Genomic DNA, 23,554 nt, shown 5'->3' on the forward strand with positions numbered 1-23,554 from the left:
ATAATTTGTTTCTTTGTAAAACAAATAAAAATCAGAAAATGTCGCATAAAGCAGGATTCGTCAGTATCATCGGAAAGCCTAACGCAGGTAAGTCTACGCTAATGAACGCGTTAGTCGGTGAGAAGATGTCAATCATTACTCCCAAAGCCCAAACCACCCGTCACCGAATTATTGGAATTTATAACGAAGAAGACATTCAAATCGTTTTTTCGGACACTCCAGGTGTTATAAAACCAAATTATTCTTTACAGGAATCGATGATGAGTTTTGTCCAAGGCTCATTAATTGATGCGGACATTATTTTATTCGTTACAGATATCAACGAACGCTACGATGAGAATGATGTGTTGGAGAAACTAAGAAAAACGAGTTCTCCGGTAATCGTGATCATCAATAAGATGGATAAATCGACAGAGGAAGATGTCAAAGCAAAATATGATTATTGGAAAGAGACGGTTAATCCAGAGCAAATTTTTGCAATCTCCGCTTTGCTAGGCTACGGAACAGATGGAATCTTGGATTACATTAAATCGAATCTGCCAGAGCATGCTCCGTATTATGAGAAAGACGAGCTGACGGATAAATCCGTTCGGTTTTTTGTTTCGGAAATGATCAGAGAAAAGATTTTTAAACTATACGATAAAGAAATCCCATACAGCACGGAGGTTATTGTCACCTCTTACAAAGAAGAAGCTAAAATCACCCGCATCGCTGCTGAAATTATTGTGGAACGAGATTCACAGAAAAACATCATTATCGGGAAAGCCGGAGAAATGATTAAAAAAGTGGGTACTTATGCCCGCAAGGACATTGAAGAATTTATTGACGGAAAAGTATTTTTAGAACTTTTTGTCAAAGTAATTCCCGATTGGAGAAGCAAGAAAAATTATTTGAAAAGTTTTGGATATGAGGATTAAGCTAAACTAAAGTTTAGCTTAATCATTTTTTGCCTGAAGCTCTAGATCACTTAAGGTTTTCTTTTTCTTAACAGGCGCTTTCTCTTCGCCAAATAAGCCATTCCAAATGCGTCTAGACTCTTTGGTCAACAAAGGTGAAACAATCGAAAGGATCAGCACATACACGACTACAAAAGATTGAATGACGGGAAGCAGCTTTCCCGCTTTTCCGATATTAGCCATGATAATGGAAAACTCACCTCTTGCTGATAATGTAAAACCAATATCAAAGGCGGCTCTAGGTTTCATGCCTGCAAATTTTGCAGCAAAATAGCCAGAAGCCAAGTTACAGATAATCGTTATTACAGCTGCTAAAGTAGCCCATCCAATCGCGCCACCAAGCGAATACATATCGATCGATAATCCAAAGCTAAAAAAGAACATGGCACCAAAAAAATCTTTAAATGGCAACACCATGCCTTCGATTTTCTTGATGTATTTTGAATCCGCAAGCACCAATCCTGCCAACAAAGCACCAATCGCTTCGGCAACATGGATCGTTTCGGAAAAACCAGCAATTACAAATAACAGACTGATCGTAATCAAAATAAAAATTTCGGAAGTCGTATCTTGCAACAGCTTATCTATACTCGGAACTAATTTGCGCCCGACAATGATGAATGTTAGGATAAAGCCCAAGGCGAGCAAGGAAGTCCCAAGAACTGTCCAGACAGAAGAACTGCCTGTCAGAATCAACCCTGAAAGGAAGGAAATATGCATCGCAATAAACAAATCATCGAACATGATCATTCCCATAATGACCTCTGTTTCCGGATTTGCAGTTCGTTTTAAATCGGTCAATACCTTGGCGACAATTGCCGTAGAGGAGGATGTCATAATCCCGCATAACACCATCATTTCCTTAAACGGCAAATCCATCAACCAGCCGATTAACAAACCGGAAACAAAGTTGAGACATACGTAGACAAGTCCACCCGAAACAATGGATTTCCCAGATTTAATCAATCGTCCGACGGAAAACTCCAGCCCTAAATAAAACAGCAAAAATAGAACGCCTAGGCGCCCCATAAACTCAATAAAGGGCTTGCTTTCTTCGAAGGATAAGTCGATGTGTCCAATTTTTGGCGCATTTTCTGCGCCCAAAACCATCCCAATAATTATAAAAAAAGGAATTACAGAAAATTTCAACTTGTTTGCAAGCAGGCCAACTACAGTGACCAAAAAAACGGCGATTCCTACTTCTAAAATTAGGGTTTGTGATAGCATCAAATTACAATAGAATTTCTTTTAACATTTTAATATTTTTTGCCTTCCCAGCGATAACCAATGTGGTGTCCGTTTGAATAACGTAATCAGGCCCCGGATTGATTTTTGTTTCGTCATCATGAATGGCGGCAATAATTGATGCTCCAGTACGCTGACGAACTTCTAATTCTCCAATGCTTTTGTTTACTCCATCATTGGAAGCGCCAACTTTGTACCATTCGATGCGCAAATCATCCAAAGCAAGCTCCATGGTTTCCAAAGCCTTCGGCTTATAGGAAAGTCCCCCCAAAATACCGGCAACTTGACGAGATTCCTCGTCAGATAATGTCATTACACAGTGCGTCTCATGATCCTCATCTTCGAAACGATACAATTCTCTACGACCATCATCATGAATGACGACGACCATATTATCACCAGCTTCCGTTTCGATTTGGTATTTCTTACCAATCCCAATAAGATCGCTTTCTCTTACTACAGACATGCTATATTTAATTAAATGAAAAATTTATTAACAATATCCTAATGCTATACGAAGATATAAAATTATTTCTTGACAGCGACATCCACTATTTTATACGAACCATCGTCCTTCTTCGCTCCTTGCCCAATACTGATGCTCTTGGAGTGATAAAAAAGGTAAATCCATTCCGTTGCTTTGCCTTCCTCCCAATACTGCGCACGTAAATCCCGAGCTAAACGTCCATCATAATCGTATTTGGCGATGAAGCTTCTGAAAATCTCTTCCGGCTCCGGCAACACATCTCCTCCAAAGAAATAATGCTCGCCATTTGTCTCAATATGAAAGGCCTGATGATTTGGGGTGTGCGCACCATTCAATTCATAACGGATTTCCGGATTCACAGAACCCGAACCTTCTACTAAATGCAAATTTCCGCTTCTTTGCAGCACATCGAAAATCGCTGTATCGTACGAAGAAGATTTGCCGTCGTAGGCGCTCTCCCACTCCCCTTGCTGTACAATGTGTTCAGCATTCGGAAAGGCCAATCGAGCAGTTCCATTTTTAACGTCAACTAATCCTCCTGTATGGTCTCTGTGCAGATGCGACAACAAAACATGCTTTACATCTTCGACTTCAAATCCTAGTTTTTTAATGTTTTCGTGAATCAGCAATTCATCATTTTCCGTTCTAAATCCCAATCCTGCATCACAAAGAATCAATCCGTCATTGGATTCAATCAAAAATGGATGAACATGAATAAATAGCGAACCCGGACGATCTTTAGGATCATCTTTTTTATCATCAAACGGAACAAAGGCTTTGGAACTATCTACGGAAAAAGAACCCTCAAAAAGTGAATATGCTTTTATCATTTTTATTTTATTGTAACTATGACAGTTAAGAAATCTGTTGCCCTTCCAGTCACAGGCATTAGGTAAGTCTTGCTATTAAAACGTATATTTACACGTAATCAGTCTGCAAAGATATGCAAAAAAGATGGGTAGTAAAACCCAAAAATGACATCTATAAAATCAACAGCTTAGGGGAGGAATTAGGGATAAGCGCAACACTCTCAAACATTTTAATTCATCGGAATATTGAAACATTCGATGAAGCTCGTCAATTTTTTCGCCCAACTTTAGATGATTTGCATGATCCATTTCTTATGAAAGATATGGACAAGGCGATTTATCGAATCGAAACTGCGATCGGGAACAAGGAAAAGATTTTAATTTATGGAGATTATGATGTAGATGGCACTACTGCGGTGGCGACAGTCTATAGTTTTTTCAGAAACTTCCATTCAGGAATGGATTTTTATATCCCCGACCGCTACGAAGAAGGCTACGGAATTTCCAAACAGGGAATTGATTTTGCGCATGCAAATGGATTTACGTTAATCATTGCATTGGATTGTGGCATCAAAGAAATTGAGAATATCCAGTACGCTAAAGAGAAAAACATTGACTTTATCATTGGCGATCACCATCTTCCCGGAAGCAGCATTCCAGATGCATATGCCGTTCTAGATCCAAAACGCTCAGATTGCAATTATCCTTATAATGAACTGTCCGGTTGCGGCATCGGATTCAAGCTGGTTCAGGCATTTATTCTAAAAAACGATTTAGAAATGACGGACGCTTATCAATATTTGGATTTGGTAGCCGTCAGCATCGCTTCGGACATTGTTCCGATCACCGGAGAAAATAGGATTCTTGCTCATTTTGGGTTAAAAAAATTAAATAGCAATCCGAATTGTGGCCTGCAGACATTGGTGGATTTATCCACGAATAAAAATTCGCATTTTGGAATCAATGATATTCTATTTCAGATTGGGCCAAGAATAAACGCTGCAGGACGTATTGATCACGCGAAAAACTCTGTCCAGCTTTTGATTTCTAAATCCCTACAAGAATCTGAAAGCATTGCCAAAAAAATCGACCAGCAAAATAGCACTCGAAAAGAAGTGGATTTAAAAATCACGGAAGAGGCACTGGCTTTATTGGACTCGAATAGCTTAGAACAGCATAAAAAAAGCACGGTATTGTTCAAAGAAGATTGGCACAAAGGCGTCATCGGAATTGTAGCATCTCGCTTGACGGACAAATATTACCGTCCGACCATTATTCTCACAGAAACCAATGGACACATCGCCGGTTCGGCACGTTCAGTTTTAGGGTATGATATTTACGAAGCACTAACTGAATGCAGTGATTTGCTAGACCAGTTTGGAGGACATAAATACGCTGCTGGTTTAACGATGAAGCGGGAAAATGTCGAACTTTTTCAGCTTAAATTTGAAGAAATCGTGAGCAACAGCATTCCTCCGGAATTATTGCAACAAGAATTATTGATTGACCAAGAGCTCAATTTGGCAGAGATCGACGCCAAATTTTTCAGGATTCTGAATCAATTGGAGCCGTTCGGACCATCGAATGAGAAACCTTTGTTTCAAGCAAAAAACCTTTCTTTGTACGGGCCAGCACGCATTGTTGGGAAAAACCACTTAAAATTGAGCGTCGTTCAAGAAGGAAGCAAGCGTTTCGACTGCATCGCTTTTGGCTTGGCTGATGAATTGGAAAACCTATCCAATCATGCTAATTTTGAAATTTGTTTTTCGATTGAAGAAAATATCTGGAAAGAAAATCATAATTTACAATTAAATATTAAAGCGATTCGATATTAAATATATTTGTAATCACAGGATTAGAAGAGTACATGATATTAAAAGCCGAGCACCTCGTAAAAAAATATAAACAGCGTACCGTTGTTAATGATGTTTCATTCCATGTTGAACAAGGAGAAATTGTCGGATTATTAGGCCCCAATGGAGCAGGAAAAACCACCTCATTTTATATGATTGTGGGTTTGATCAAACCCAATGACGGAGAAGTGTATCTAGATGACCAAGAAATCACAAAGGATGCGATGTACCAACGCGCACAGCGCGGAATCGGTTATTTAGCCCAGGAAGCTTCTGTCTTCAGAAAATTATCCGTCGAAGATAATATCCTCGCTGTTTTGGAAATTCATTATAAAAACAAAGCGGAACGCAAAGAAAAATTAGAAGAGCTGCTTGCCGAATTTAGCCTTAACCGCGTACGAAAAAACCGAGGTGATTTATTATCCGGAGGAGAACGCAGACGTACTGAAATTGCACGCGCATTGGCTGCAAATCCTTCTTTTATTCTATTGGATGAACCTTTTGCTGGGGTCGATCCGATCGCTGTAGAAGAAATCCAAACCATTGTCCATAAATTAAAATCAAAAAACATAGGCATCTTAATCACGGACCACAACGTACAAGAAACCTTATCGATTACTGATAGAGCTTATTTACTGACCGAAGGAAAAATTATGCTCACTGGAACTCCCGAAGAAATTGCCAGCAACGAACTTGCACGTAAATTTTATTTGGGTAGACACTTTGAACTTAGAAGAAAAAAGCTTTAATTTAATCGTAAATACATTGGTATGGCCATTATAAACTCTCTATTTACGTGGTTTTTGAAAAAGCGCATGCATCAGATTGAGCTTTTTATTAAATATCCTCATGATGTGCAAGAGGAATGGTTCCATAGTTTATTGTCCACAGCAGAAGCTACCGAATGGGGCAAAAAATACGATTATAAAAGTATCCTGACTCCAGACGAATTCAAAAGACGTGTCCCTATCCAAGATTATGATTCACTCAAAGGATATGTAGACCGCATGATCAAAGGCGAACAGAATGTTTTGTGGCCGTCGGAAATCAAATGGTTTGCGAAATCATCGGGAACAACAGCCGACAGAAGCAAATTTATTCCAGTTAGCCTCGAAGCTTTGGAACAATGTCATTTTCAAGGCGGAAAAGACATGCTGACAATTTATTGCCACAATCGGCCCAATAATAAAATCTTCAATGGAAAATCAGTCGTTTTAGGCGGTTCTTCACAAATCAACAATTTTTCTTCCGATTCTTACTATGGCGATTTATCGTCCATTTTGCTTAGAAATTTACCATTCTGGGCAGAATCGAAACGGACTCCGACTTTGGCGATTACGTTGAACCCGAATTTCGAGGAAAAAATCGAAACGATTGCGCAGATTACCAGCAAAGAGGATGTGACAAGTTTAGCCGGTGTTCCGACCTGGAATGTCGTGATGGCTAAACGCATTTTAGAAATTACGGGAAAAGACAATTTGCTAGAAGTCTGGCCTAACCTAGAATTTTATGGGCATGGCGGTGTTAGCTTCAAGCCCTATGTCGAGCAATTTAAAAAATTGATTCCCTCAGATAACATGTATTATTTAGAAAATTACAATGCATCTGAAGGATATTTTGGCATTCAAGACATGAGCAATTCTGATGATCTATTGCTGATGCTGGATTATGGAATTTACTATGAATTTTTGCCAACTGAATTTATTGGACAAGAAAACCCAAAAACATTAGGCTTAGACGAAGTAGAAATCGGAAAAAATTACGCACTGATTATTTCGACGAATGGCGGACTTTGGCGATACATGATTGGCGACACAATTAAATTTACCACAAAATCGCCTTACCGTTTCCAGATTACGGGAAGGACAAAACAATACATCAATACATTTGGAGAAGAGCTAATCGTAGACAATGCAGATGTAGCTATCAAAAGAGCTTGCTTGGAAACTTCGGCGATTGTCAAAGATTATACAGCCGGCCCGGTTTATTTTAAAGAAAAAGAAGCTGGCGCTCACGAATGGATTATCGAATTTGAACAAGATCCAACTGATTTTAATCAATTTTGCCAGACCCTTGACAATACGCTGAGAGAAATCAATTCGGATTATGATGCCAAACGATTTAAAAACATGGCCTTAAATTTTCCAATCATCCACAATGCCAGCAAAGGCACCTTTTACAATTGGATGAAATCCAGAGGAAAATTAGGCGGACAGAATAAAGTGCCCAGATTATCCAATGACCGATATTACATCGATCAAATACTGAATTTATCTAAAAATTAATATTTTGGATTAAGGTTTTATGGCTGTTTTGTACATATAACTTAAAAATCCTCGAAGAAAAGTCCACAAACTTTCGTAATGGCGGTTAGCCAAATCCGCTTCGCTCTGTTTCTGCTGGTTTGATTTCATACTATTTAGTTGGTTTGTAAATCATTAAACGCTAAATTTCAGAACATCGCTACAGTGGATTGAATTCAAACCAAATTGATTCTGCAACATTAAATATAGCCGTTTTCGCTTTATCTATTAATTCTTTTTCATAAATTGCATACAAATTATAAGAGAATGAGCTTAATAACTAATCCTACAATTCAAGTAGAGCCAACAAAAAATTCTAGGCTTTCGGATGTAGATTTCGACAATTTAAAATTTGGTCAGATCATGTCGGACCACATGCTGGTAGCGACGTATGAAAATGGAGATTGGCAAGAAGTGAAAATCGTCCCTTATGGCGATTTAACGATTAGTCCTTCCCTATCCGCACTTCATTATGGACAATCCATTTTTGAAGGCGTAAAAGCCTATAAATTTAACGATGGTACGGTAAGTATTTTTCGTCCAGAGAAAAACTGGGAACGTTTTAATAAATCGGCAAGCCGCTTGCAAATGCCAGAAGTTCCTGAAGAAATATTTTTAGGAGGTTTGAATAAGCTATTGGATTTGGATAAAAATTGGGTACCATCCAAAGAAGGGTCATCTTTATATATTCGTCCATTTATGTTTGCTACAGAAGCTGCTTTGGGCGTTCATCCATCCATTTCCTATAAATTTATCATCATCACAGGGCCAGTTGGGGCGTATTATAGCAAACCGATTAGCTTAAAAGTAGAAACCAAATATACACGTGCTGCCGAAGGCGGTGTAGGATTTTCTAAGAATGCAGGAAATTATGCATTATCGTTATATCCAACACAATTAGCAAATGACGAAGGCTTCGATCAACTGATGTGGACGGATGCCAAAGAGCATAAATACATTGAAGAAGCAGGAACTGCAAATCTGATTTTCCGCATCGGCGATACGATCATTACACCGCATGGAGAAACAATCCTACATGGTGTGACGCGTAGAACCATTATGGAATTGGCTGAAAAATGGGGATTCAAAGCTGAACAGCGCAGAGTTTCTGTTCAGGAATTAATCGACGGCATCAAAAATGGAACTGTTTCTGAAGCTTTTGCGGCAGGAACGGCAGCTACAGTAACACCGATTTCAAAAATTGGCTATGAAGGCGAAATCTATGAATTGCCTCCTGTAGAAGGCAGAGAATTCAGCAACAAAGTATTGGCTTACTTAAATGATTTGCGCTACGGTAAAATTGCTGATGAGTTCGGCTGGAACTTTATTGTGAAATAAGAAAATAATCTGATTTGAATTGGCTAGAATGGTTAATTTCCATTTCTAGCCAATTTATTTTGAATCCATTCTGGATTATTCATTCATCACATACTCTTGATGAAATGATTTAATTGCTTATAATTTCTGATCGATATAATCTAAAATCCCTTCCGTATCATTTGGTTCGAACCATTCGGTTTCACCATATTTTTTAAACCAAGTGATCTGCCGTTTAGCGTATTTCCGTGAATTCTGCTTGATTTTATCGGTTGCTTCAAGCAATGAAATTTTAGTATCCAAATAATCAAATAATTCGGCGTAACCAACCGTTTGCAAAGCGGGATAACTTTTATAGTTTTCTAAACCCTTTACCTCTTCAAGCAAACCGTTTGCCATCATTCCGTCTACACGCTTATTGATTCGGTCATAAAGAAGCTGACGATCGGTATTGAGTCCAATGGTAATGATATTAAAAGGTCTTTTATCAGTGTTTTTCTGTTGGTAATAAGAAATTGGATTTCCGGTAGCCTCGTAAATTTCCATCGCACGGATCACGCGCTGGGTGTTGTGAATAGATTGTGATTCGTAAAATGCGGGGTCGATCGTTTTTAATAGTTCCTGAAACGAAGCTATGCCTTCTTGTTCGGCTTTTAGATTTAGTCGACTTCGGATTTCTTCGGAAACATTCGGAAGACTATCCAATCCTTCGCATAATGCGCGAATAAATAATCCAGAACCCCCAACCACGATTGCTACATCTTTAGTCAAGAAAAGATTGGATAAGAGGACTAGGGCATCGCGCTCGAAATCTCCAGCAGAATAGGGTTCTGTGATTGAATGCGAATCAATAAAATGATGCTTTGCTTGTGCTAATTCTTCAAGAGAAGGTTTTGCTGTGCCGATCGACATTTCTCTATAGAATTGACGGGAATCAGCAGATAGGATTTCGGTAGAAAACTTTTTTGCAAGTTCAATAGCCATCGCAGTTTTTCCAACGGCTGTTGGCCCAACAACGACAACTATTGTCTTATTTTTAGTGCTTGTCAATGAAATTAATATTCATCAAATCCACCGGATTTTTTGCTTTCACCACCCTCTTCCGATTCTTCTTCATCATCGTCGAACAAATCGAAATCTTCCTCTTCATCCACACCATATTCGGTATCGTCGACAGGTCGGTCGTCTTCATCATCTACGTCATCCGCTACAGGGAAATTCGCAGCGGCTAAATTCCTAGGCGCAGGGCCTACAGACTTAGAAATTAATGGATATTGCTTTCCAGCTTCTTCTTTTAAAATTTTAATCAGCTCCACATGAAACTCATATGGGCGGTCAAAGTTATATACGTAATAAAATTTCTGATGAGGATCATCAATAAATTTACTCAAGCGAATATTTTCCATAATCAATACCCCAGCATCCACTTTACGCGGCGATGGAAGCAATGCGATTTCAGTTCCTTTTTTCCATTGGTCATTGCTAACATAAAAAGAGGATGAACGCTCCACTTCATAACCAGTGGATTGTTGAATAGCTTGGTGTAAATCTAAGAATGTACTGTTTGAAGGCATATCAATTTCACGATATACATCTTCATAATCTTCAAAAGTGACTCTAAATCTGTAAATAGCCATTTGTATTCTATTGTCTTTGATTGAATGTTAAAATTACAATTTAATTTATTAATCCTAAATACTCGAGGTATTTTTTAAAGTAAGCCCAAGGGTTTTTCCCTTTTCAATGACAAATGCCATAGCTTCTTCCCTAGCATTTGGAATCTCTCCTTCTAATATGGCTTCGCGCATGGCATTTTTGATTTTGCCAACAATTTTGCCAGGGCCGACTCCAAAAATTTCCATAATATCAGCTCCAGTGACCGGAGGTTGCCAATTGCGGATCTGATCGCGCTCCTCAACATCTTTTAATTTCTGTTTGACAAGCTCAAAGTTATTGCGGTATTTCTGTTTTTTGTATTCGTTTTTGGTTGTCACATCTGCATGGCAAAGGAACATCAACGCGTCAATGTCATCTCCTGCTTCAAATAACAATCGCCGAACGGCAGAATCTGTCACAATATCTTTTGCTAAAACAATCGGCCTTAGATGAAGCTGAACGAGTTTCTGAACAAACTTCATCTTTTCATTCAATGGAAGTTTAAGTTCAGCGAACAATTTCGGAACCATGCGCGCCCCTTTGTCCTCATGGCCGTGAAATGTCCAGCCAACTTTTTTATCAAATCGTTTTGTTGCGGGCTTCGCAATGTCGTGCATAATCGCAGCCCATCGCAACCATAAGTCGTCCGAAAGTCCGGCAACATTATCCAAGACTTCTAAGGTATGATAAAAATTATCTTTGTGGCTTTTGCCGTCTATTGTTTCCACGCCGCGCAAATTATACATGGCTGGAAAAATAAGTTCGAGCAAACCGGTATCGAACAAATAAATAAATCCGATGGAAGGTTTATTCGACAGGATAATTTTATTCAGTTCGTCGGTAATTCGTTCTTTTGAAATTATCTTGATGCGTTCCGCATTTGCCGCTATGGCCTGAATTGCTTTGATATCAATCCTGAAATTTAATTGCGCAGCAAAACGAATCGCGCGCATCATGCGCAAAGGATCGTCCGAAAATGTAATTTCAGGATCCAGCGGTGTGCGGATTATTTTATTTTCAATGGCTTCTAAACCATTGAACGGATCTAGCAGTTTGCCAAATGTCGCTTCATTTAGACTGTAGGCCATCGCATTAATCGAAAAATCACGTCGATTTTGGTCGTCTTGCAAAGTTCCGTTTTCGACAATTGGATTTCTGGAATCCGAACGGTAAGACTCTTTGCGAGCACCGACAAATTCAACATTGATCCCATCATAAACAAACATGGCTGTACCAAAACTTTTGTAAACCGCGACTTTACTTCGTACCTGTTCGCCAACTTTCGTTGCAAAATTGATTCCGCTCCCAATTACCAAAATATCCACATCGTCTTTAAAGGGACGATTCATAATCCGGTCGCGCACGTAGCCGCCAATCACATAACATTCGACTTGCTCACGCTCTGCTACTTCTTTGATAATCTGAAAGATAGGATGTTGTAACTCTACACTCATAGTTATGCACTCGAAACCAAAAAGTTCAATAGTTTGCAAAAGTACGTTTTTTAAACGTAATGCGGATGAATGTAGCTAATCTCCATTCAATTCATAAAGCGAAAATAATTAATCGCGGTCCCTAGTTAAGCGGCGAAAGGTCAATGGATTTTTCGTCAATTCCTTCTGTTCTCTCCTGCGCTCAACGATATGAACAGCCGTAAATAAAGCCTCCATAAATGAATCATGGCTTGCAACATTTTGTCCGGCAATGTCATATCCGGTTCCATGATCCGGAGAAGTGCGCACAATCGGAAGACCAGCGGTGAAATTCACACCCGTGCGGGAAGCAATGTGCTTAAATGGAATCAGACCTTGATCATGGTACATGGCCAAAACCGCATCGAATTGTTTATAAGTATTGGAAGCGAAGAAGCCATCTGCAGGATAGGGTCCAAAACAAAATATGCCTTCTTTGTTTGCTTGCGCGATGGCGGGCTGAATGATTTTTTCGTCTTCTTCTCCAATCAATCCATTGTCGCCTGCATGAGGATTCAGTCCTAACACGGCGATTTTTGGTTTTTGAATCCAAAAATCAGTTTTCAGGCTCGTATTCATTAATTTCAGCTTATGAATAATAGCATCCGGAGTAATAGCTGCCGAAACATCTTTTACAGGAATATGCCCAGTCACTACCCCTACGCGCAATTCTTCGGAAATCATAAACATCAACACATCATTCTGATTTGTTTTTGCCTGAAGATATTCGGTATGTCCGGGGAAGTTAAAGCCTTCTTGCTGTATGTTATGCTTGTTGATGGGTGCTGTAACCAATGCATCGATTTTTCCAGCATTCAAATCTTCGACTGCTCGCTCTAAAGATAGAAAAGCATATTTTCCGCCGATTTCATTTTGCTCGCCTAAGGTGATTTTCACATCTTCCTGCCAGCAGTTAATCATGTTCGGGCGCTTCGGATTCGCCTGATCAGCCGAATTGATGACGTTAAAACTAAAATCATTAATTCCGATTGCTTTGCGATGAAAAGAAGCAACTTTGGTATTTCCATAAACAATTGGTGTGAAAAAATCAGTCACCCGATTATCGAAAAGTGATTTGATAATTACTTCCAGACCTATTCCATTCACGTCACCAACTGTAATACCAATTTTTAGTTTTTCTTTCATAACAAACCCATAAACTTTTTAACTAATTCAAAAGTATGGAAAATTAAAAAGAAAACAGCTAGTGAGGGAAGATTTTCAGATTCAAAATTTGCTTATCAATTAATCCCTATATTTGTAGTCTATCCATAAAATATGAATAAAGTTCGCGCGAAAAAACACTTAGGACAACATTTTTTAAACGACAAAAATGCGGCAGAGCGAATCGTAGAATCATTAACTCCAGCTTTAGGTTTCAAACAGGTGTTGGAAGTCGGACCAGGAATGGGCGTGTTGACGGATTTTCTAATCCGAAAAACTGATTACGAGACTTGGGCAATTGATATTGACAAGGAATCCATCATTTACTTACAAGAGAATTATCCTGATTTACAAGAAAGAATTATTGATGGAGATTTTTTAGCATTGGATTTCAATGAGCATTTCGACCAAAAAATGGCCATTATCGGGAATTTCCCCTACAACATTTCTTCCCAGATCTTATTTAAAGTTTTAGAAGAGCGAAACCGTGTGGTTCAGGTCGTAGGCATGTTTCAAAAGGAGGTTGCCGAACGCTGTTCGGCCAAGGCTGGAAGCAAAGAATACGGTATTTTAAGTGTGTTTTTGCAAGCTTATTATAAAGTTGATTATTTATTTACGGTAAAAGCCGGCGCATTTACGCCCCCGCCAAAAGTTCTTTCGGGCGTTATTCGCTTGACACGAAATGAAGTCAGCGAGTTGAATTGTGATGAAAAATTATTCTGGCGCGTTGTGAAAGCTGGGTTCAATCAACGCCGTAAAACATTAAGAAATTCATTATCTGCTGTTGTTCCGAAGGACAAAATGAGCGATAATCCGCTGTATGAATTGCGGGCTGAACGCTTAACGGTTGCTGATTTCGAAACTTTAACAAACGAAATTTCGAAGGCATTGTAATGGACAAGGTTGATTTTTTGATTATTGGAGGCGGTGTGGCAGGATTAACTGCTGCGATCAGTTTACATAAGATCGGAATCGATGCAACAGTTTACGAACGCGCAACAAAACTGACCGGCATTGGAGCAGGATTTGGTTTCGCGGCAAATGCGATGAAAGCTTTTGAGATTTTGGGAATGAAAGACGGAATTGTTCCGTTGGGCCATTATCTAGATAGCTATGAAATCTTGGATAAACATGGAACTGTTTTGGCTTCGCCGAATACACAAGCAATCAGTTCAAAATACAATGAAGATAATTTTGCGATTCATCGCGGTGAATTGCATCAGCATTTATTAGCACAGATTGCTCCCTCCAAAATCCATTTAGGAAAATCAGCGGTTCGTCTGGAACAAGAAAAGTCCCTAATCCGGGTCTATTTCTCCGACGATACTGTTGTTGAATGTACTGCTTTGTTGATTGCCGATGGTGTCAAATCAACATTGCGGCAGCAGCTTGTTCCGAGTTCCAAACCACGCTATTCGGGTTACACCTGCTGGCGAGGGGTGATTGACAATTCAAAAATCAATTTGAAAATAGGTTCGGAAACTTGGGGAAAAGATGGCCGTTTTGGAATGACGCCTTTGGTTGGAAATAAAATCTACTGGTATGCCTGTATCAATTCGTTGCCAAATAATTCGACATTTGCTAATTTTACTGTAGCGGATTTAAGCAAACATTTTGCTTCCTATCATCATCCCATTCCTCAAATTATTTCTGAAACAAAGGATGAAGAATTGATCTGGAATGATATAATTGACATCAAGCCGCTTAAGCATTTGGCCTACGGCCGAATTTTATTAATTGGTGATGCAGGTCATGCGACGACTCCAAATCTCGGTCAGGGAGCTTGTCAAGCGATTGAAGATGTTGCTGTATTGATTGATGAATTAAAAAAAGAACAGTCGGTAGAGAATGCTTTCAGCCAATTTGAAAACAGGAGACTGGCAAGAACTACCTACATTACGAAGACTTCCTGGCAGATCGGAAAGATTTCGCAATGGGAAAATTCGTTTCTAGTTTATGCGAGAAATGGCTTTATGAAACTTTTACCAGAATCTGTAAAGCAAAAAACTTTACAAAAGCTATTAGAAGTTAATTTTATGGAAATAAACACGAACCATGGAAAATAGAATTTTAATTGTTGATGATGTTCATCACATTCTGACGGAAAAATTTGAAGGGGCAGGAATTTCATTTGATTATTTACCAGAAATCACGAAATCGGAGGCCGAAAAAATCATCCATTTATACAGCGGAATGGTCATCCGTTCAAAATTTGAGGTCGACAAAAATTTTATTGACATCGCTGAATCGCTGAAGGTTATCGCTCGATGCGGTGCAGGAATGGATAATATTGATGAAGATTATGCTTCGCAAAAAAACATTAAACTCATCAATGCGCCTGAAGGCAATCGGGATGCTGTCGGCGAACACATGATCGGCATGTTGTTGAGCCTGATGAATAACCTCAACAAAGCCGACCAAGAAATCAAAAATGGCCGATGGGACCGGGAAGGAAACCGTGGGCATGAATTAAAAGGCAGAACCGTTGCTTTGATTGGTTATGGAAATAATGGCCAGGCAATGGCAAAGAAACTGAGCGGCTTTGATGTCCATGTAATCGCCTACGACAAATACAAGACTGGATTTTCTGACGACTATGCGAAAGAAGTTTCGATGGAAGAAGTGGTCAAACAAGCGGATGTTCTAAGTTTTCATATTCCGCTGACTAAAGAAACTAAAGGTTTGGTGAATGATGAATATTTGTTTCATTTCAAGAAACCATTTTTCTTTCTGATGGGCGCCCGTGGGCCTATCGCCGATGTTTCTGCGATCTTAAAGTATTTGGAACAGGGAAAAATTCTAGGTGCGGCGTTTGATGTTTTGCCTGTTGAAAAATTCCCTTCTCTTGCTGAACAAAGCTGGTATACAGATTTAATCAGTCATCCCAACGTGCTTCTGTCACCACATGTAGCGGGATGGACTTTCGACAGCTACTATAAATTATCTGCATTTGCTGCAGAGAAAGTGGTGGAATTTTTCGGGAAGAGCTATTGATCTAATTGGCGATCCTATGAAATTTCGCTAATAAATCATCATGCTTGCATAAACCAACAAAAATTGTACAACCAAAAAAGCATCTAATAAATAAACTTTGTTATACTCGTTTACGCCTTTGAAAACATATTGTTTCAAAAAGATGCAAATCAGCGCATTGGTAAAAAGCAATCCAATTTTCACGTCCAATTCAAATGGAGAAAGTACAATTAGCCCTGAATGAACGATCAATAAAACATAATTGATCATTTTAGCTTTCTCAATTCCGAAATATGTTGGAATGGTTATTAGGTTATATGATGAGTCCTGCTTAAAATCACGAATATCAAAAGGCAAAGTACAGATAATCAAGAATAAGAATTTCATGACGGATAAATAAATCACCTGATCCAAATCTACATGGATTCCCTCTGCCGTTAATTCAATCACTGGTAGAATCACGCTGCTACAGGTCCAAATAAATGCGATATGGAATAATTTAACAAAAGGAATATTCCGCAATCCTATCTTAACTCCTTTGTAGCGAACAACCGGAATAGCATACAATAAACTAAAAGCGCCTATCGCTCCAAGAAAGAGAAAACTTTCAAAACTGATTTGGAAAGTAAAATAAAACATTAGCAACATCGACAATAGGCTGCTTGCCCAGATCACATACGTATACTTAAAAATCCAGCGTGTTCGAGCGTAAATCGAATTTTGAGGATTTTTAGGTTTGGAAAGTAGAATGCTAAAGTTGTACAAAAGCAAAGTCGCTGTTGTTTCGATTCCCAAGATATCGTAATTAATTTCTTGATTAAAAATCAAGTAGGTCAAAGCACATTGAGCCAATGCGGCTGATGCAATCAGCAGATTTGAAAAGATAAAAAAATCGGAAATCTTATGGATAACTTTCATCTATATAAATAAAGAAAATTCTTGTGACTATGTTTTGGACCGTGCATATTTTATTCGTAATTCTTCATTATTACTCTCGAAAAAACTATATTAGTGTTGTTTAAATGCTATTTCACAAGTAAGATAAATAAAAGTCTTATCTGAATAAATTTAACAAAAACAAATAAACCAAAGATATGAAGTTGCAAATTAACTCTTTTGAAGAATATCAAGAAGCGTATAAAAAAAGCGTAGAACAGCCAGAAGAATTTTGGGCTGGAGTAGCCGACAATTTTTTCTGGAAAAAGAAATGGACCAATGTTTTGAATTGGAATTTTACAGAACCATCGATCAAGTGGTTTGAAGGCGGAAAGGTAAATATCACCGAAAACTGTTTGGATAGGCATATATATCAATTGGGTGATCAGCCAGCATTAATCTGGGAACCGAATGACCCCAATGAAGCTCACCGCATCTTAACGTACAAACAGCTTTTACAGAAAGTAGAAACTTTTGCAACGGTCTTAAAAAACAACAACATAAAAAAAGGCGATCGAGTTTGTATATACCTGCCGATGGTTCCTGAATTAGCGATCGCTGTTTTGGCTTGTGCGCGTATCGGAGCTATACACTCAGTTGTGTTCGGGGGTTTTTCCGCGCAATCCATCGCCGATCGAATTACAGACGCCGAATGCAAATTGGTCATTACATCAGATGGTAGTTATCGCGCGAAAAAAGTTTTAGAATTAAAAAGCATTGTGGATGACGCTTTGATGCAGTGCAAATCGGTGGAGCGTGTCATTGTCTTAACGCGCACCAGAACTCCAGTTTCAATGATCAAAGGCCGCGATGTATGGTGGGAAGATGAGATCAAAAAAGTAGAAACACAAGGAAATCCGCCATGTCCTGCTGAGGAAATGGACGCAGAGGACAATCTATTTATTTTATATACTTCCGGTTCGACAGGAAAGCCAAAAGGCGTTGTACATACTACTGGTGGCTATATGGTTTATACGGGATATACTTTTTCTAATGTTTTCCAGTATCAGCCAGGTGAGGTTTATTTCTGTACGGCAGATATCGGATGGATAACGGGACATTCATACATTATTTACGGCCCATTATCTCAAGGCGCAACAACGTTGATGTTCGAAGGCACGCCGACTTATCCGGACGCAGGCCGACTTTGGGATATTGTAGAAAAATACAAAGTCAATATTCTTTATACCGCTCCTACCGCTATCCGTTCGTTGATGGCTTTTGGCGATGAATTTTTAGAAAACAAAGACTTAAGCAGCATCCGCAAACTTGGCTCTGTCGGCGAACCCATTAATGAAGAAGCCTGGAATTGGTTCAATGAGAAAATCGGCAAAGGCAAAGCTCCGATTGTCGACACCTGGTGGCAGACCGAAAACGGTGGGATATTAATTTCGCCATTGGCGGGAATAACACCAACGATCCCAGGATATGCCATGTCCCCTCTGCCGGGCGTTCAACCATGTTTAATGGATGAGAACGGCAAAGAGATTGAAGGAAATGATGTAAGTGGAAATTTATGCATCAAATTTCCTTGGCCGGGCATGTTGCGTACAACATGGGGCGATCATGAACGTTGCCGCCAAACTTACTTTGCGACGTACGAAAACAAATATTTTACTGGTGATGGATGTTATCGTGATAAAGATGGCTATTACCGCATCACAGGCCGTGTGGATGACGTATTGAATGTTTCAGGGCACCGCATCGGAACTGCTGAAGTCGAAAATGCAATTAATATGCACGCAGATGTTGTCGAGTCAGCGATTGTAGGTTATCCGCATCCTGTAAAAGGTCAGGGCATTTACGCATATGTGATTGCGAATCCGCATCGTGAAGATGCAGATAAAACCAGAGCAGATATTTTGCAGACTGTAAGCCGATTAATCGGTGCAATTGCAAAACCCGACGTTATTCAGTTCGTGACGGATTTGCCAAAGACACGTTCCGGAAAAATCATGCGCCGTATTTTACGCAAGATTGCCGAGGGTGACACTGGAAGTTTGGGTGATACATCAACTTTGCAAGACCCTACGGTAGTTGATTCAATTATCGAAGCAGCTAAGGAGTTTAGGGGGTAAGGGGAAATGACTCCACAATATCGGTTAGCCTCGAAGTAAGAACTCATAAATATCTTAAAACAGAAGGAGCCGTCTCATATTGATTTGAGACGGCTCCTTTTCATGTAAAAAACTAAAGTCTTTTATTGCTTATTAACATTGCCATAATAGAATGACGTTGGAGTCCCTTTCTTAATCAATCCTCCAATCATTGCTGATTTTGAAGTTGAACTTTCTACCCAAGCCAATTCAAATTCTGCATCGATGAAATAGTTCTTGATAGCTGTAGTAACCCATCCATTACCCCAATTCGCATTTGATACACTTGGAATGTAATTTGAAAGTTTTATTGTATTTCCCGTTATGACATAGTCATATGACGCATCAGCCAAATACTGAGTTGTACCGCTTAAAAACCAAACTTCAAGCTTCGCTTTTCTAGGGTCAACCAATTTAAATGTCATGGAAATCATTGAAACACTATTTAATTGGTAGTTCGCTAGCTGAGCAGCCCAAAGTTGATTAAAATCGGAAACCACACCTTCAGGCATAACGCTGCCAGTGGTATAGATTGAGTTATACACTCCGTTATGCTTGAAATATAATTCAAACGGAAAAATTGGTTTAGCTTCGACTGTGATCGGATATTCCGTATTTGCCTCGTCGTAAGCTATCAAATTTCCTGCAGAATTAATTTTAAATCTTTTAATAACTATATCGTCAATAATTAACCCATTTATTACTTCTATGGCATCTATTGAAAAATAAAAACTTGCGGAAGTCGCTACTGAACCGGCGTCAGAAAAATTTGTCGATGATACTTTTTTATTCGTAATATCAAAGCTAATTTGGTAGTCCTTACTTCTATGAGCCAACTTTGTAAATGCATTACTTGAGAAGAAAGTTCTGTATTTGTTAATGTTAGTCGGGTATCCAGCATTCAGATAAGCACTTTGTTGCTCCTGAGTTGCTTTAACTAGAATTAATGGGTTTAGATATTTTTTTCCGACAAAAATAACGCTATCGCCAGATATTCTATCAAAATTATATTCTATATCACTTTGATATCCTCTGGCCGCTGTCCCACCTGCGACCCCCGGAACTGGATCTTGCATCAATGTCAGATAATTGTAGGTGTCAAATATAAGAGATGCATTCGATCCCCATTTCACCCTGTATGTGGATTCAACTAACGCAGTAGCCGATGCGGTAGAATAATCGCTTAACATTTTTAATTTATCATCTTCTGAAAACGAAATATAAAATCCGTAGCCACCTTTTCCACTAGTACCCATTCCCACTATCCATCCATTAGGAGCTTCTACTAAAGTCGATTTAACTTCTGCTAAAATTTCACTAACTCTTTCTTCCGGCGTTGCTCCGAATGTTAAATCAGTATCCTCTTTCTTACAACCAATTAATAAAATTGGTAGAATAAGCATATATAATATATTTTTCATCTTATTATTTTAAAACTATAGGTCCATAAAAATAATTACCCGCAGCGCCGTTGACTGAAAAACCTCCAAAAGTTCTGTACAGAGGATCTGTAGATGTAATACCTGTTGGTAAATATGATGCTACAAATTGTCTATTTGTTAGGTATGGAAGGAAAAATCTTTCAAAATTAACAAGTATGCTGGCGATTGCACCATTGCTGTACGTAGTTCCGGCTCCCTCAGGAATACTCTTAGTCCACGTTGTAAGCCCATTAGTGTTATTTATAGCCATATTAAAATCATAATCACCATAATAAACCGTGGTGCCTGTGCCCTGCGTAAACTCCACCCTGAAAGTCATTTTTGTCGATGATGCAAACAAAAATTGAACATTTCTTACGACCCAACTTGACGCAGCCATCGCTACTCTAAAATTTTCGTATACAGCTCTAAAATCAGCTGATTGTCCATAAGTCGCATAATGTGCAGCTGATGGGTTATAAGTAATCGATGCAATTTTATTATTTGCTAGCATCATTGGAAACGTTGTCGTAACGTCAACCGGGTCTGTAGCGTTATATTTTGTTTTTAAAACCGACTGAACTTCATTTTGCAACAGCTTAAAGTCAATGTTGTAAAAATCTTTAAAATAGGAATAAACAAGTCTTTCTTTGGCTCTTAGATCAGCTGCTGCTGCAGCATTTGTAGTTGCACAATAGTTATCAAAGTACACTTGCCCTTCCACCAAAAGATGAGCAACCATTTCAGCAAAGTCTTCACCAAATGAACTTCTTGCATATTGAGATATAAATCCTAATGATTTCGCTACCGCTGCAGTATTTGCTGCACCAGTCCAATCTGCGGTATAATCAGATTTAGAAACCTGTTCAAATGACGGAGGAATAACGATATTCTGATTCAATATATGGGTGAATTCGTGATGAATAGTTCTTATTGGTCGCTTTATTGCCGCTGGACTCGAGAAATTTAAACTATTTATTTCGTATAAGACTACCCTGCGTCCATTGTCCGCCGTACCCAAGGTAATACTTCCGTTATCATTGTACGATGGTGATCCTAATAGAACAAATTGTTTAGGGGTATATTGCTTAATAAAAGTTTTACCTGCAATCTTTTCGTATGGTTCCAAAAATGTCGATAAAACTGCTGTCATCATTGGCTCCACTCTGTCCAAATAAACTGGAGAAACATCCTTGTTAATGTCAATCAAATTTCTGTCGAACCGATAAAGAGTTTCGATATTGTAAACATCAACAAATGTCTTTGACAACCATAGATCGACATCATTTTGAGCCGTAATATCTGAGTTATATTTACTCAAATCTACAGCAAGATTTTCATTATCTCTGGTACAAGACCCAAAGTTAAATCCAATTAAGATGGTTGCTAGTATATAAATATATTTTTTCATAATCATTATGTTATCTAGGATTAAGTTCCACACCAGCTAATTTCGCAGTTTGAGGTATTTGAAACATTCTTCTATTGTCATCAGCTGTTAGGGTTTTATACGTTTCGTCACCTGCAGCATCTATAAATTTATGTTCAACAGGTAACCTATGTCTCAAAATATCAAACCATCTCATGCCCTCACACATCCAACCAATTTGTTTGAATTGCAAAACAGTTTTTAACAAGGCCTCTTTGTCATCAGCAACATTGAAAAATGTCCTTGATTTGTCTAACGTCACAGCATGCGTCGTAGCATTATAGTTTACTATTCTAACACTTGCAAACGTATTCAAATCTCTCATCGCCGACGCATAGTCTCCTTTTTGCGCGTATGCTTCCGCACGATTCATCAAACCCTCATCAGCAATAAATAATGGTTGCATTATGTACGGAAAGCCGATTCCTGCAGACAAGTTCGTGTAGTAAAAATATTCTCTAAAAACATAGGTTGTGTAATTTCCTTCAGACCACCTAAGACCTTTATTATAAAATGCTGCTCCGGTTGCAGTAACTCCGTTATAGATATTAAATACAGAAGTTCCAAAACCGTAACGTGTTGTACCACCAATATTACTTCTTTGATAAGTTGAATAGGTGTTAGCTAACAAAATATTATACGGTTTATCCGCTTTGGTCAACTCAGTTCTAAATTCCTCTGTGGTGTAAGTTCTTAAAGTAGTATTCCAAGGTCTTAAGCTTGACAAATATTCTCCATTCGGTACGGCCAAGTTAGAATGTTCAATCACCTTATCCCAATCCCCTTTAAATAAAAAGAACCTACTTGCGAATAAATGAGCTGCTGCAGGAGTAAAGTGATATTTTGGAACGTCCCAAGATCCGCCTTCCAAAAGCTTAATACCTTCCACAAGATCTTTCTCGATTTGTTCGTAGACAGAAGCCACTGTTCCTCTAGAGTATTGAGGAAGCGTCTCTGTTTCAGGGGCAATCACGTAAGGAACTCCAGGACTATCATTTGACTTTCCAATCTCATAAGCTTTGGCAAAAAATGTTACGAGCATAAAATGTGAATATGCACGAGCAACAAGAGCTTCACCCTTAAATTTTAGAACACTGGAATCAAAATCCTTTTCTTCAATCGCAGCAAGGGCTTGGTTGGCATTGTTTATTGCTGAGTAACACGCATTCCAATAAGCTGATGGCGTATTTGTAGCATCATCTTCGATGTCTTCCCAATTGTATAGACTGACAAACGGTTGATTAATGTGTCCTACTGCTGGCCCTTTATCAACAGCATTATCTGAATATGTTTCGGCCATTGCTAAATAATCGTAACCTGGATATGCTGAGGCTACCAACTGACCTACTTGTTCAACAGTGACAATTTCTGTCCGCATATCTGGAGCGACCTCCAAATACTTTTCACATGAGGAGAGAACCAATGTTGAGGTGAATA

General features: G+C 38.8%; 20 protein-coding genes. 9 read left to right on the forward strand and 11 right to left on the reverse strand.

Features of this window, described 5'->3' with window-relative positions:
• The first annotated feature begins 38 nt into the window (after positions 1-38).
• Positions 39-917: a GTPase Era gene (gene era / locus C4F49_RS07685; protein ID WP_196935286.1), complete on the forward strand. Its 879-nt coding sequence runs from the start codon at positions 39-41 to the stop codon at positions 915-917.
• A gap of 18 nt (positions 918-935) precedes the next feature.
• On the opposite strand, the gene C4F49_RS07690 is transcribed toward era, so the two are convergent.
• From C4F49_RS07690 to C4F49_RS07700, 3 genes are all read right to left on the reverse strand, one after another.
• Positions 936-2,183 carry a cation:proton antiporter gene (locus C4F49_RS07690; RefSeq protein WP_196935287.1) on the reverse strand — a complete coding sequence of 416 codons (1,248 nt, stop codon included), beginning with the start codon at positions 2,181-2,183 and terminating at the stop codon, positions 936-938.
• Positions 2,184-2,187: 4 nt separating this feature from the next.
• Entirely contained in the window at positions 2,188-2,667 is a 480-nt protein-coding gene (locus C4F49_RS07695; RefSeq protein ID WP_196935288.1) for a cation:proton antiporter regulatory subunit, read from the reverse strand.
• A 62-nt stretch (positions 2,668-2,729) separates the two neighbouring features.
• Positions 2,730-3,518, reverse strand: a complete 789-nt coding sequence (locus C4F49_RS07700; RefSeq protein WP_196935289.1) for an MBL fold metallo-hydrolase — start codon at positions 3,516-3,518, stop codon at positions 2,730-2,732.
• Positions 3,519-3,631: 113 nt separating this feature from the next.
• Here C4F49_RS07700 and recJ point away from each other — a divergent pair, with 113 nt between their 5' ends.
• The 4 genes from recJ to C4F49_RS07720 all read left to right on the forward strand — a co-directional run bounded on the left by recJ (position 3,632) and on the right by C4F49_RS07720 (position 8,991).
• Positions 3,632-5,332: a single-stranded-DNA-specific exonuclease RecJ gene (gene recJ, locus C4F49_RS07705; protein WP_196935290.1), complete on the forward strand. Its 1,701-nt coding sequence runs from the start codon at positions 3,632-3,634 to the stop codon at positions 5,330-5,332.
• Positions 5,333-5,364: 32 nt separating this feature from the next.
• The gene (lptB, locus tag C4F49_RS07710) at positions 5,365-6,099 is read left to right on the forward strand and encodes an LPS export ABC transporter ATP-binding protein (RefSeq protein ID WP_196935291.1); all 735 of its coding nucleotides are present in this window, start codon (positions 5,365-5,367) and stop codon (positions 6,097-6,099) included.
• A 21-nt stretch (positions 6,100-6,120) separates the two neighbouring features.
• A complete protein-coding gene (locus tag C4F49_RS07715) occupies positions 6,121-7,635 on the forward strand; it encodes a GH3 auxin-responsive promoter family protein (RefSeq protein ID WP_196935292.1) in 1,515 nt (504 codons plus the stop codon).
• Between the two features lie 285 nt (positions 7,636-7,920).
• On the forward strand, positions 7,921-8,991 hold the full coding sequence (locus C4F49_RS07720) for a branched-chain amino acid aminotransferase (RefSeq protein ID WP_196935293.1): 1,071 nt from the start codon (positions 7,921-7,923) through the stop codon (positions 8,989-8,991).
• Positions 8,992-9,108: 117 nt separating this feature from the next.
• Here the strand turns inward: C4F49_RS07720 and miaA are convergent, their stop codons facing one another.
• From miaA to pdxA, 4 genes are all read right to left on the reverse strand, one after another.
• Positions 9,109-10,020 (reverse strand): tRNA (adenosine(37)-N6)-dimethylallyltransferase MiaA, encoded by a 912-nt coding sequence (gene miaA, locus C4F49_RS07725; RefSeq protein WP_231388237.1) that lies wholly within the window; start codon positions 10,018-10,020, stop codon positions 9,109-9,111.
• Between the two features lie 5 nt (positions 10,021-10,025).
• Positions 10,026-10,607 (reverse strand): IS1096 element passenger TnpR family protein, encoded by a 582-nt coding sequence (locus tag C4F49_RS07730; RefSeq protein WP_196935294.1) that lies wholly within the window; start codon positions 10,605-10,607, stop codon positions 10,026-10,028.
• 54 nt (positions 10,608-10,661) lie between these two features.
• Entirely contained in the window at positions 10,662-12,080 is a 1,419-nt protein-coding gene (locus tag C4F49_RS07735) for a CCA tRNA nucleotidyltransferase (RefSeq protein ID WP_196935295.1), read from the reverse strand.
• 108 nt (positions 12,081-12,188) lie between these two features.
• Positions 12,189-13,244: a 4-hydroxythreonine-4-phosphate dehydrogenase PdxA gene (gene pdxA, locus C4F49_RS07740; protein ID WP_196935296.1), complete on the reverse strand. Its 1,056-nt coding sequence runs from the start codon at positions 13,242-13,244 to the stop codon at positions 12,189-12,191.
• 132 nt (positions 13,245-13,376) lie between these two features.
• Here pdxA and rsmA point away from each other — a divergent pair, with 132 nt between their 5' ends.
• From rsmA to C4F49_RS07755, 3 genes are read left to right on the forward strand one after another with little or no spacing between them, the layout of a single operon-like run.
• Positions 13,377-14,156: a 16S rRNA (adenine(1518)-N(6)/adenine(1519)-N(6))-dimethyltransferase RsmA gene (rsmA, locus tag C4F49_RS07745; protein WP_196935297.1), complete on the forward strand. Its 780-nt coding sequence runs from the start codon at positions 13,377-13,379 to the stop codon at positions 14,154-14,156.
• Complete coding sequence (locus C4F49_RS07750; protein WP_196935298.1) at positions 14,156-15,328, forward strand: FAD-dependent monooxygenase; 1,173 nt, start codon at positions 14,156-14,158, stop codon at positions 15,326-15,328. The genes rsmA and C4F49_RS07750 overlap by 1 nt, the downstream gene beginning before the upstream one ends.
• On the forward strand, positions 15,318-16,256 hold the full coding sequence (locus C4F49_RS07755; protein WP_196935299.1) for an NAD(P)-dependent oxidoreductase: 939 nt from the start codon (positions 15,318-15,320) through the stop codon (positions 16,254-16,256). Before C4F49_RS07750 ends, C4F49_RS07755 begins: the two co-directional genes overlap by 11 nt.
• Positions 16,257-16,283: 27 nt before the next feature.
• Here C4F49_RS07755 and C4F49_RS07760 read toward each other — a convergent pair whose 3' ends face one another.
• Positions 16,284-17,153, reverse strand: coding sequence for a UbiA prenyltransferase family protein (locus C4F49_RS07760; RefSeq protein ID WP_196935300.1), 870 nt, complete (start codon positions 17,151-17,153; stop codon positions 16,284-16,286).
• Positions 17,154-17,329: 176 nt separating this feature from the next.
• Between C4F49_RS07760 and acs the strand changes: the two genes are divergently transcribed.
• A complete protein-coding gene (gene acs, locus C4F49_RS07765; protein WP_196935301.1) occupies positions 17,330-19,249 on the forward strand; it encodes an acetate--CoA ligase in 1,920 nt (639 codons plus the stop codon).
• Positions 19,250-19,371: 122 nt separating this feature from the next.
• Here the strand turns inward: acs and C4F49_RS07770 are convergent, their stop codons facing one another.
• The 3 genes from C4F49_RS07770 to C4F49_RS07780 form a co-directional block, all read right to left on the reverse strand.
• Positions 19,372-20,670 carry a DUF4302 domain-containing protein gene (locus tag C4F49_RS07770; protein ID WP_196935302.1) on the reverse strand — a complete coding sequence of 433 codons (1,299 nt, stop codon included), beginning with the start codon at positions 20,668-20,670 and terminating at the stop codon, positions 19,372-19,374.
• Between the two features lie 22 nt (positions 20,671-20,692).
• Positions 20,693-22,009: a substrate import-associated zinc metallohydrolase lipoprotein gene (locus C4F49_RS07775; RefSeq protein ID WP_196935303.1), complete on the reverse strand. Its 1,317-nt coding sequence runs from the start codon at positions 22,007-22,009 to the stop codon at positions 20,693-20,695.
• Positions 22,010-22,109: 100 nt separating this feature from the next.
• Positions 22,110-23,540, reverse strand: coding sequence for a RagB/SusD family nutrient uptake outer membrane protein (locus tag C4F49_RS07780; protein WP_196935304.1), 1,431 nt, complete (start codon positions 23,538-23,540; stop codon positions 22,110-22,112).
• Positions 23,541-23,554 lie beyond the last annotated feature (14 nt).

It is taken from the genome of Sphingobacterium hungaricum (assembly GCF_015210005.1).
Lineage (GTDB): Bacteria > Bacteroidota > Bacteroidia > Sphingobacteriales > Sphingobacteriaceae > Sphingobacterium > Sphingobacterium hungaricum.

What these genes read in the sequence shown, in the direction of transcription:
- rsmA (WP_196935297.1), top strand. Translation starts at nt 13,377, where the DNA reads ATGAATAAAGTTCGCGCGAAAAAACACTTAGGACAACATTTTTTAAAC.
- C4F49_RS07690 (WP_196935287.1), bottom strand. Translation starts at nt 2,183, where the DNA reads ATGCTATCACAAACCCTAATTTTAGAAGTAGGAATCGCCGTTTTTTTG.
- C4F49_RS07755 (WP_196935299.1), top strand. Translation starts at nt 15,318, where the DNA reads ATGGAAAATAGAATTTTAATTGTTGATGATGTTCATCACATTCTGACG.
- C4F49_RS07715 (WP_196935292.1), top strand. Translation starts at nt 6,121, where the DNA reads ATGGCCATTATAAACTCTCTATTTACGTGGTTTTTGAAAAAGCGCATG.
- lptB (WP_196935291.1), top strand. Translation starts at nt 5,365, where the DNA reads ATGATATTAAAAGCCGAGCACCTCGTAAAAAAATATAAACAGCGTACC.
- acs (WP_196935301.1), top strand. Translation starts at nt 17,330, where the DNA reads ATGAAGTTGCAAATTAACTCTTTTGAAGAATATCAAGAAGCGTATAAA.
- C4F49_RS07695 (WP_196935288.1), bottom strand. Translation starts at nt 2,667, where the DNA reads ATGTCTGTAGTAAGAGAAAGCGATCTTATTGGGATTGGTAAGAAATAC.
- C4F49_RS07700 (WP_196935289.1), bottom strand. Translation starts at nt 3,518, where the DNA reads ATGATAAAAGCATATTCACTTTTTGAGGGTTCTTTTTCCGTAGATAGT.
- pdxA (WP_196935296.1), bottom strand. Translation starts at nt 13,244, where the DNA reads ATGAAAGAAAAACTAAAAATTGGTATTACAGTTGGTGACGTGAATGGA.
- C4F49_RS07730 (WP_196935294.1), bottom strand. Translation starts at nt 10,607, where the DNA reads ATGGCTATTTACAGATTTAGAGTCACTTTTGAAGATTATGAAGATGTA.
- C4F49_RS07735 (WP_196935295.1), bottom strand. Translation starts at nt 12,080, where the DNA reads ATGAGTGTAGAGTTACAACATCCTATCTTTCAGATTATCAAAGAAGTA.
- era (WP_196935286.1), top strand. Translation starts at nt 39, where the DNA reads ATGTCGCATAAAGCAGGATTCGTCAGTATCATCGGAAAGCCTAACGCA.
- C4F49_RS07760 (WP_196935300.1), bottom strand. Translation starts at nt 17,153, where the DNA reads ATGAAAGTTATCCATAAGATTTCCGATTTTTTTATCTTTTCAAATCTG.
- recJ (WP_196935290.1), top strand. Translation starts at nt 3,632, where the DNA reads ATGCAAAAAAGATGGGTAGTAAAACCCAAAAATGACATCTATAAAATC.
- C4F49_RS07750 (WP_196935298.1), top strand. Translation starts at nt 14,156, where the DNA reads ATGGACAAGGTTGATTTTTTGATTATTGGAGGCGGTGTGGCAGGATTA.
- C4F49_RS07770 (WP_196935302.1), bottom strand. Translation starts at nt 20,670, where the DNA reads ATGCTTATTCTACCAATTTTATTAATTGGTTGTAAGAAAGAGGATACT.
- C4F49_RS07720 (WP_196935293.1), top strand. Translation starts at nt 7,921, where the DNA reads ATGAGCTTAATAACTAATCCTACAATTCAAGTAGAGCCAACAAAAAAT.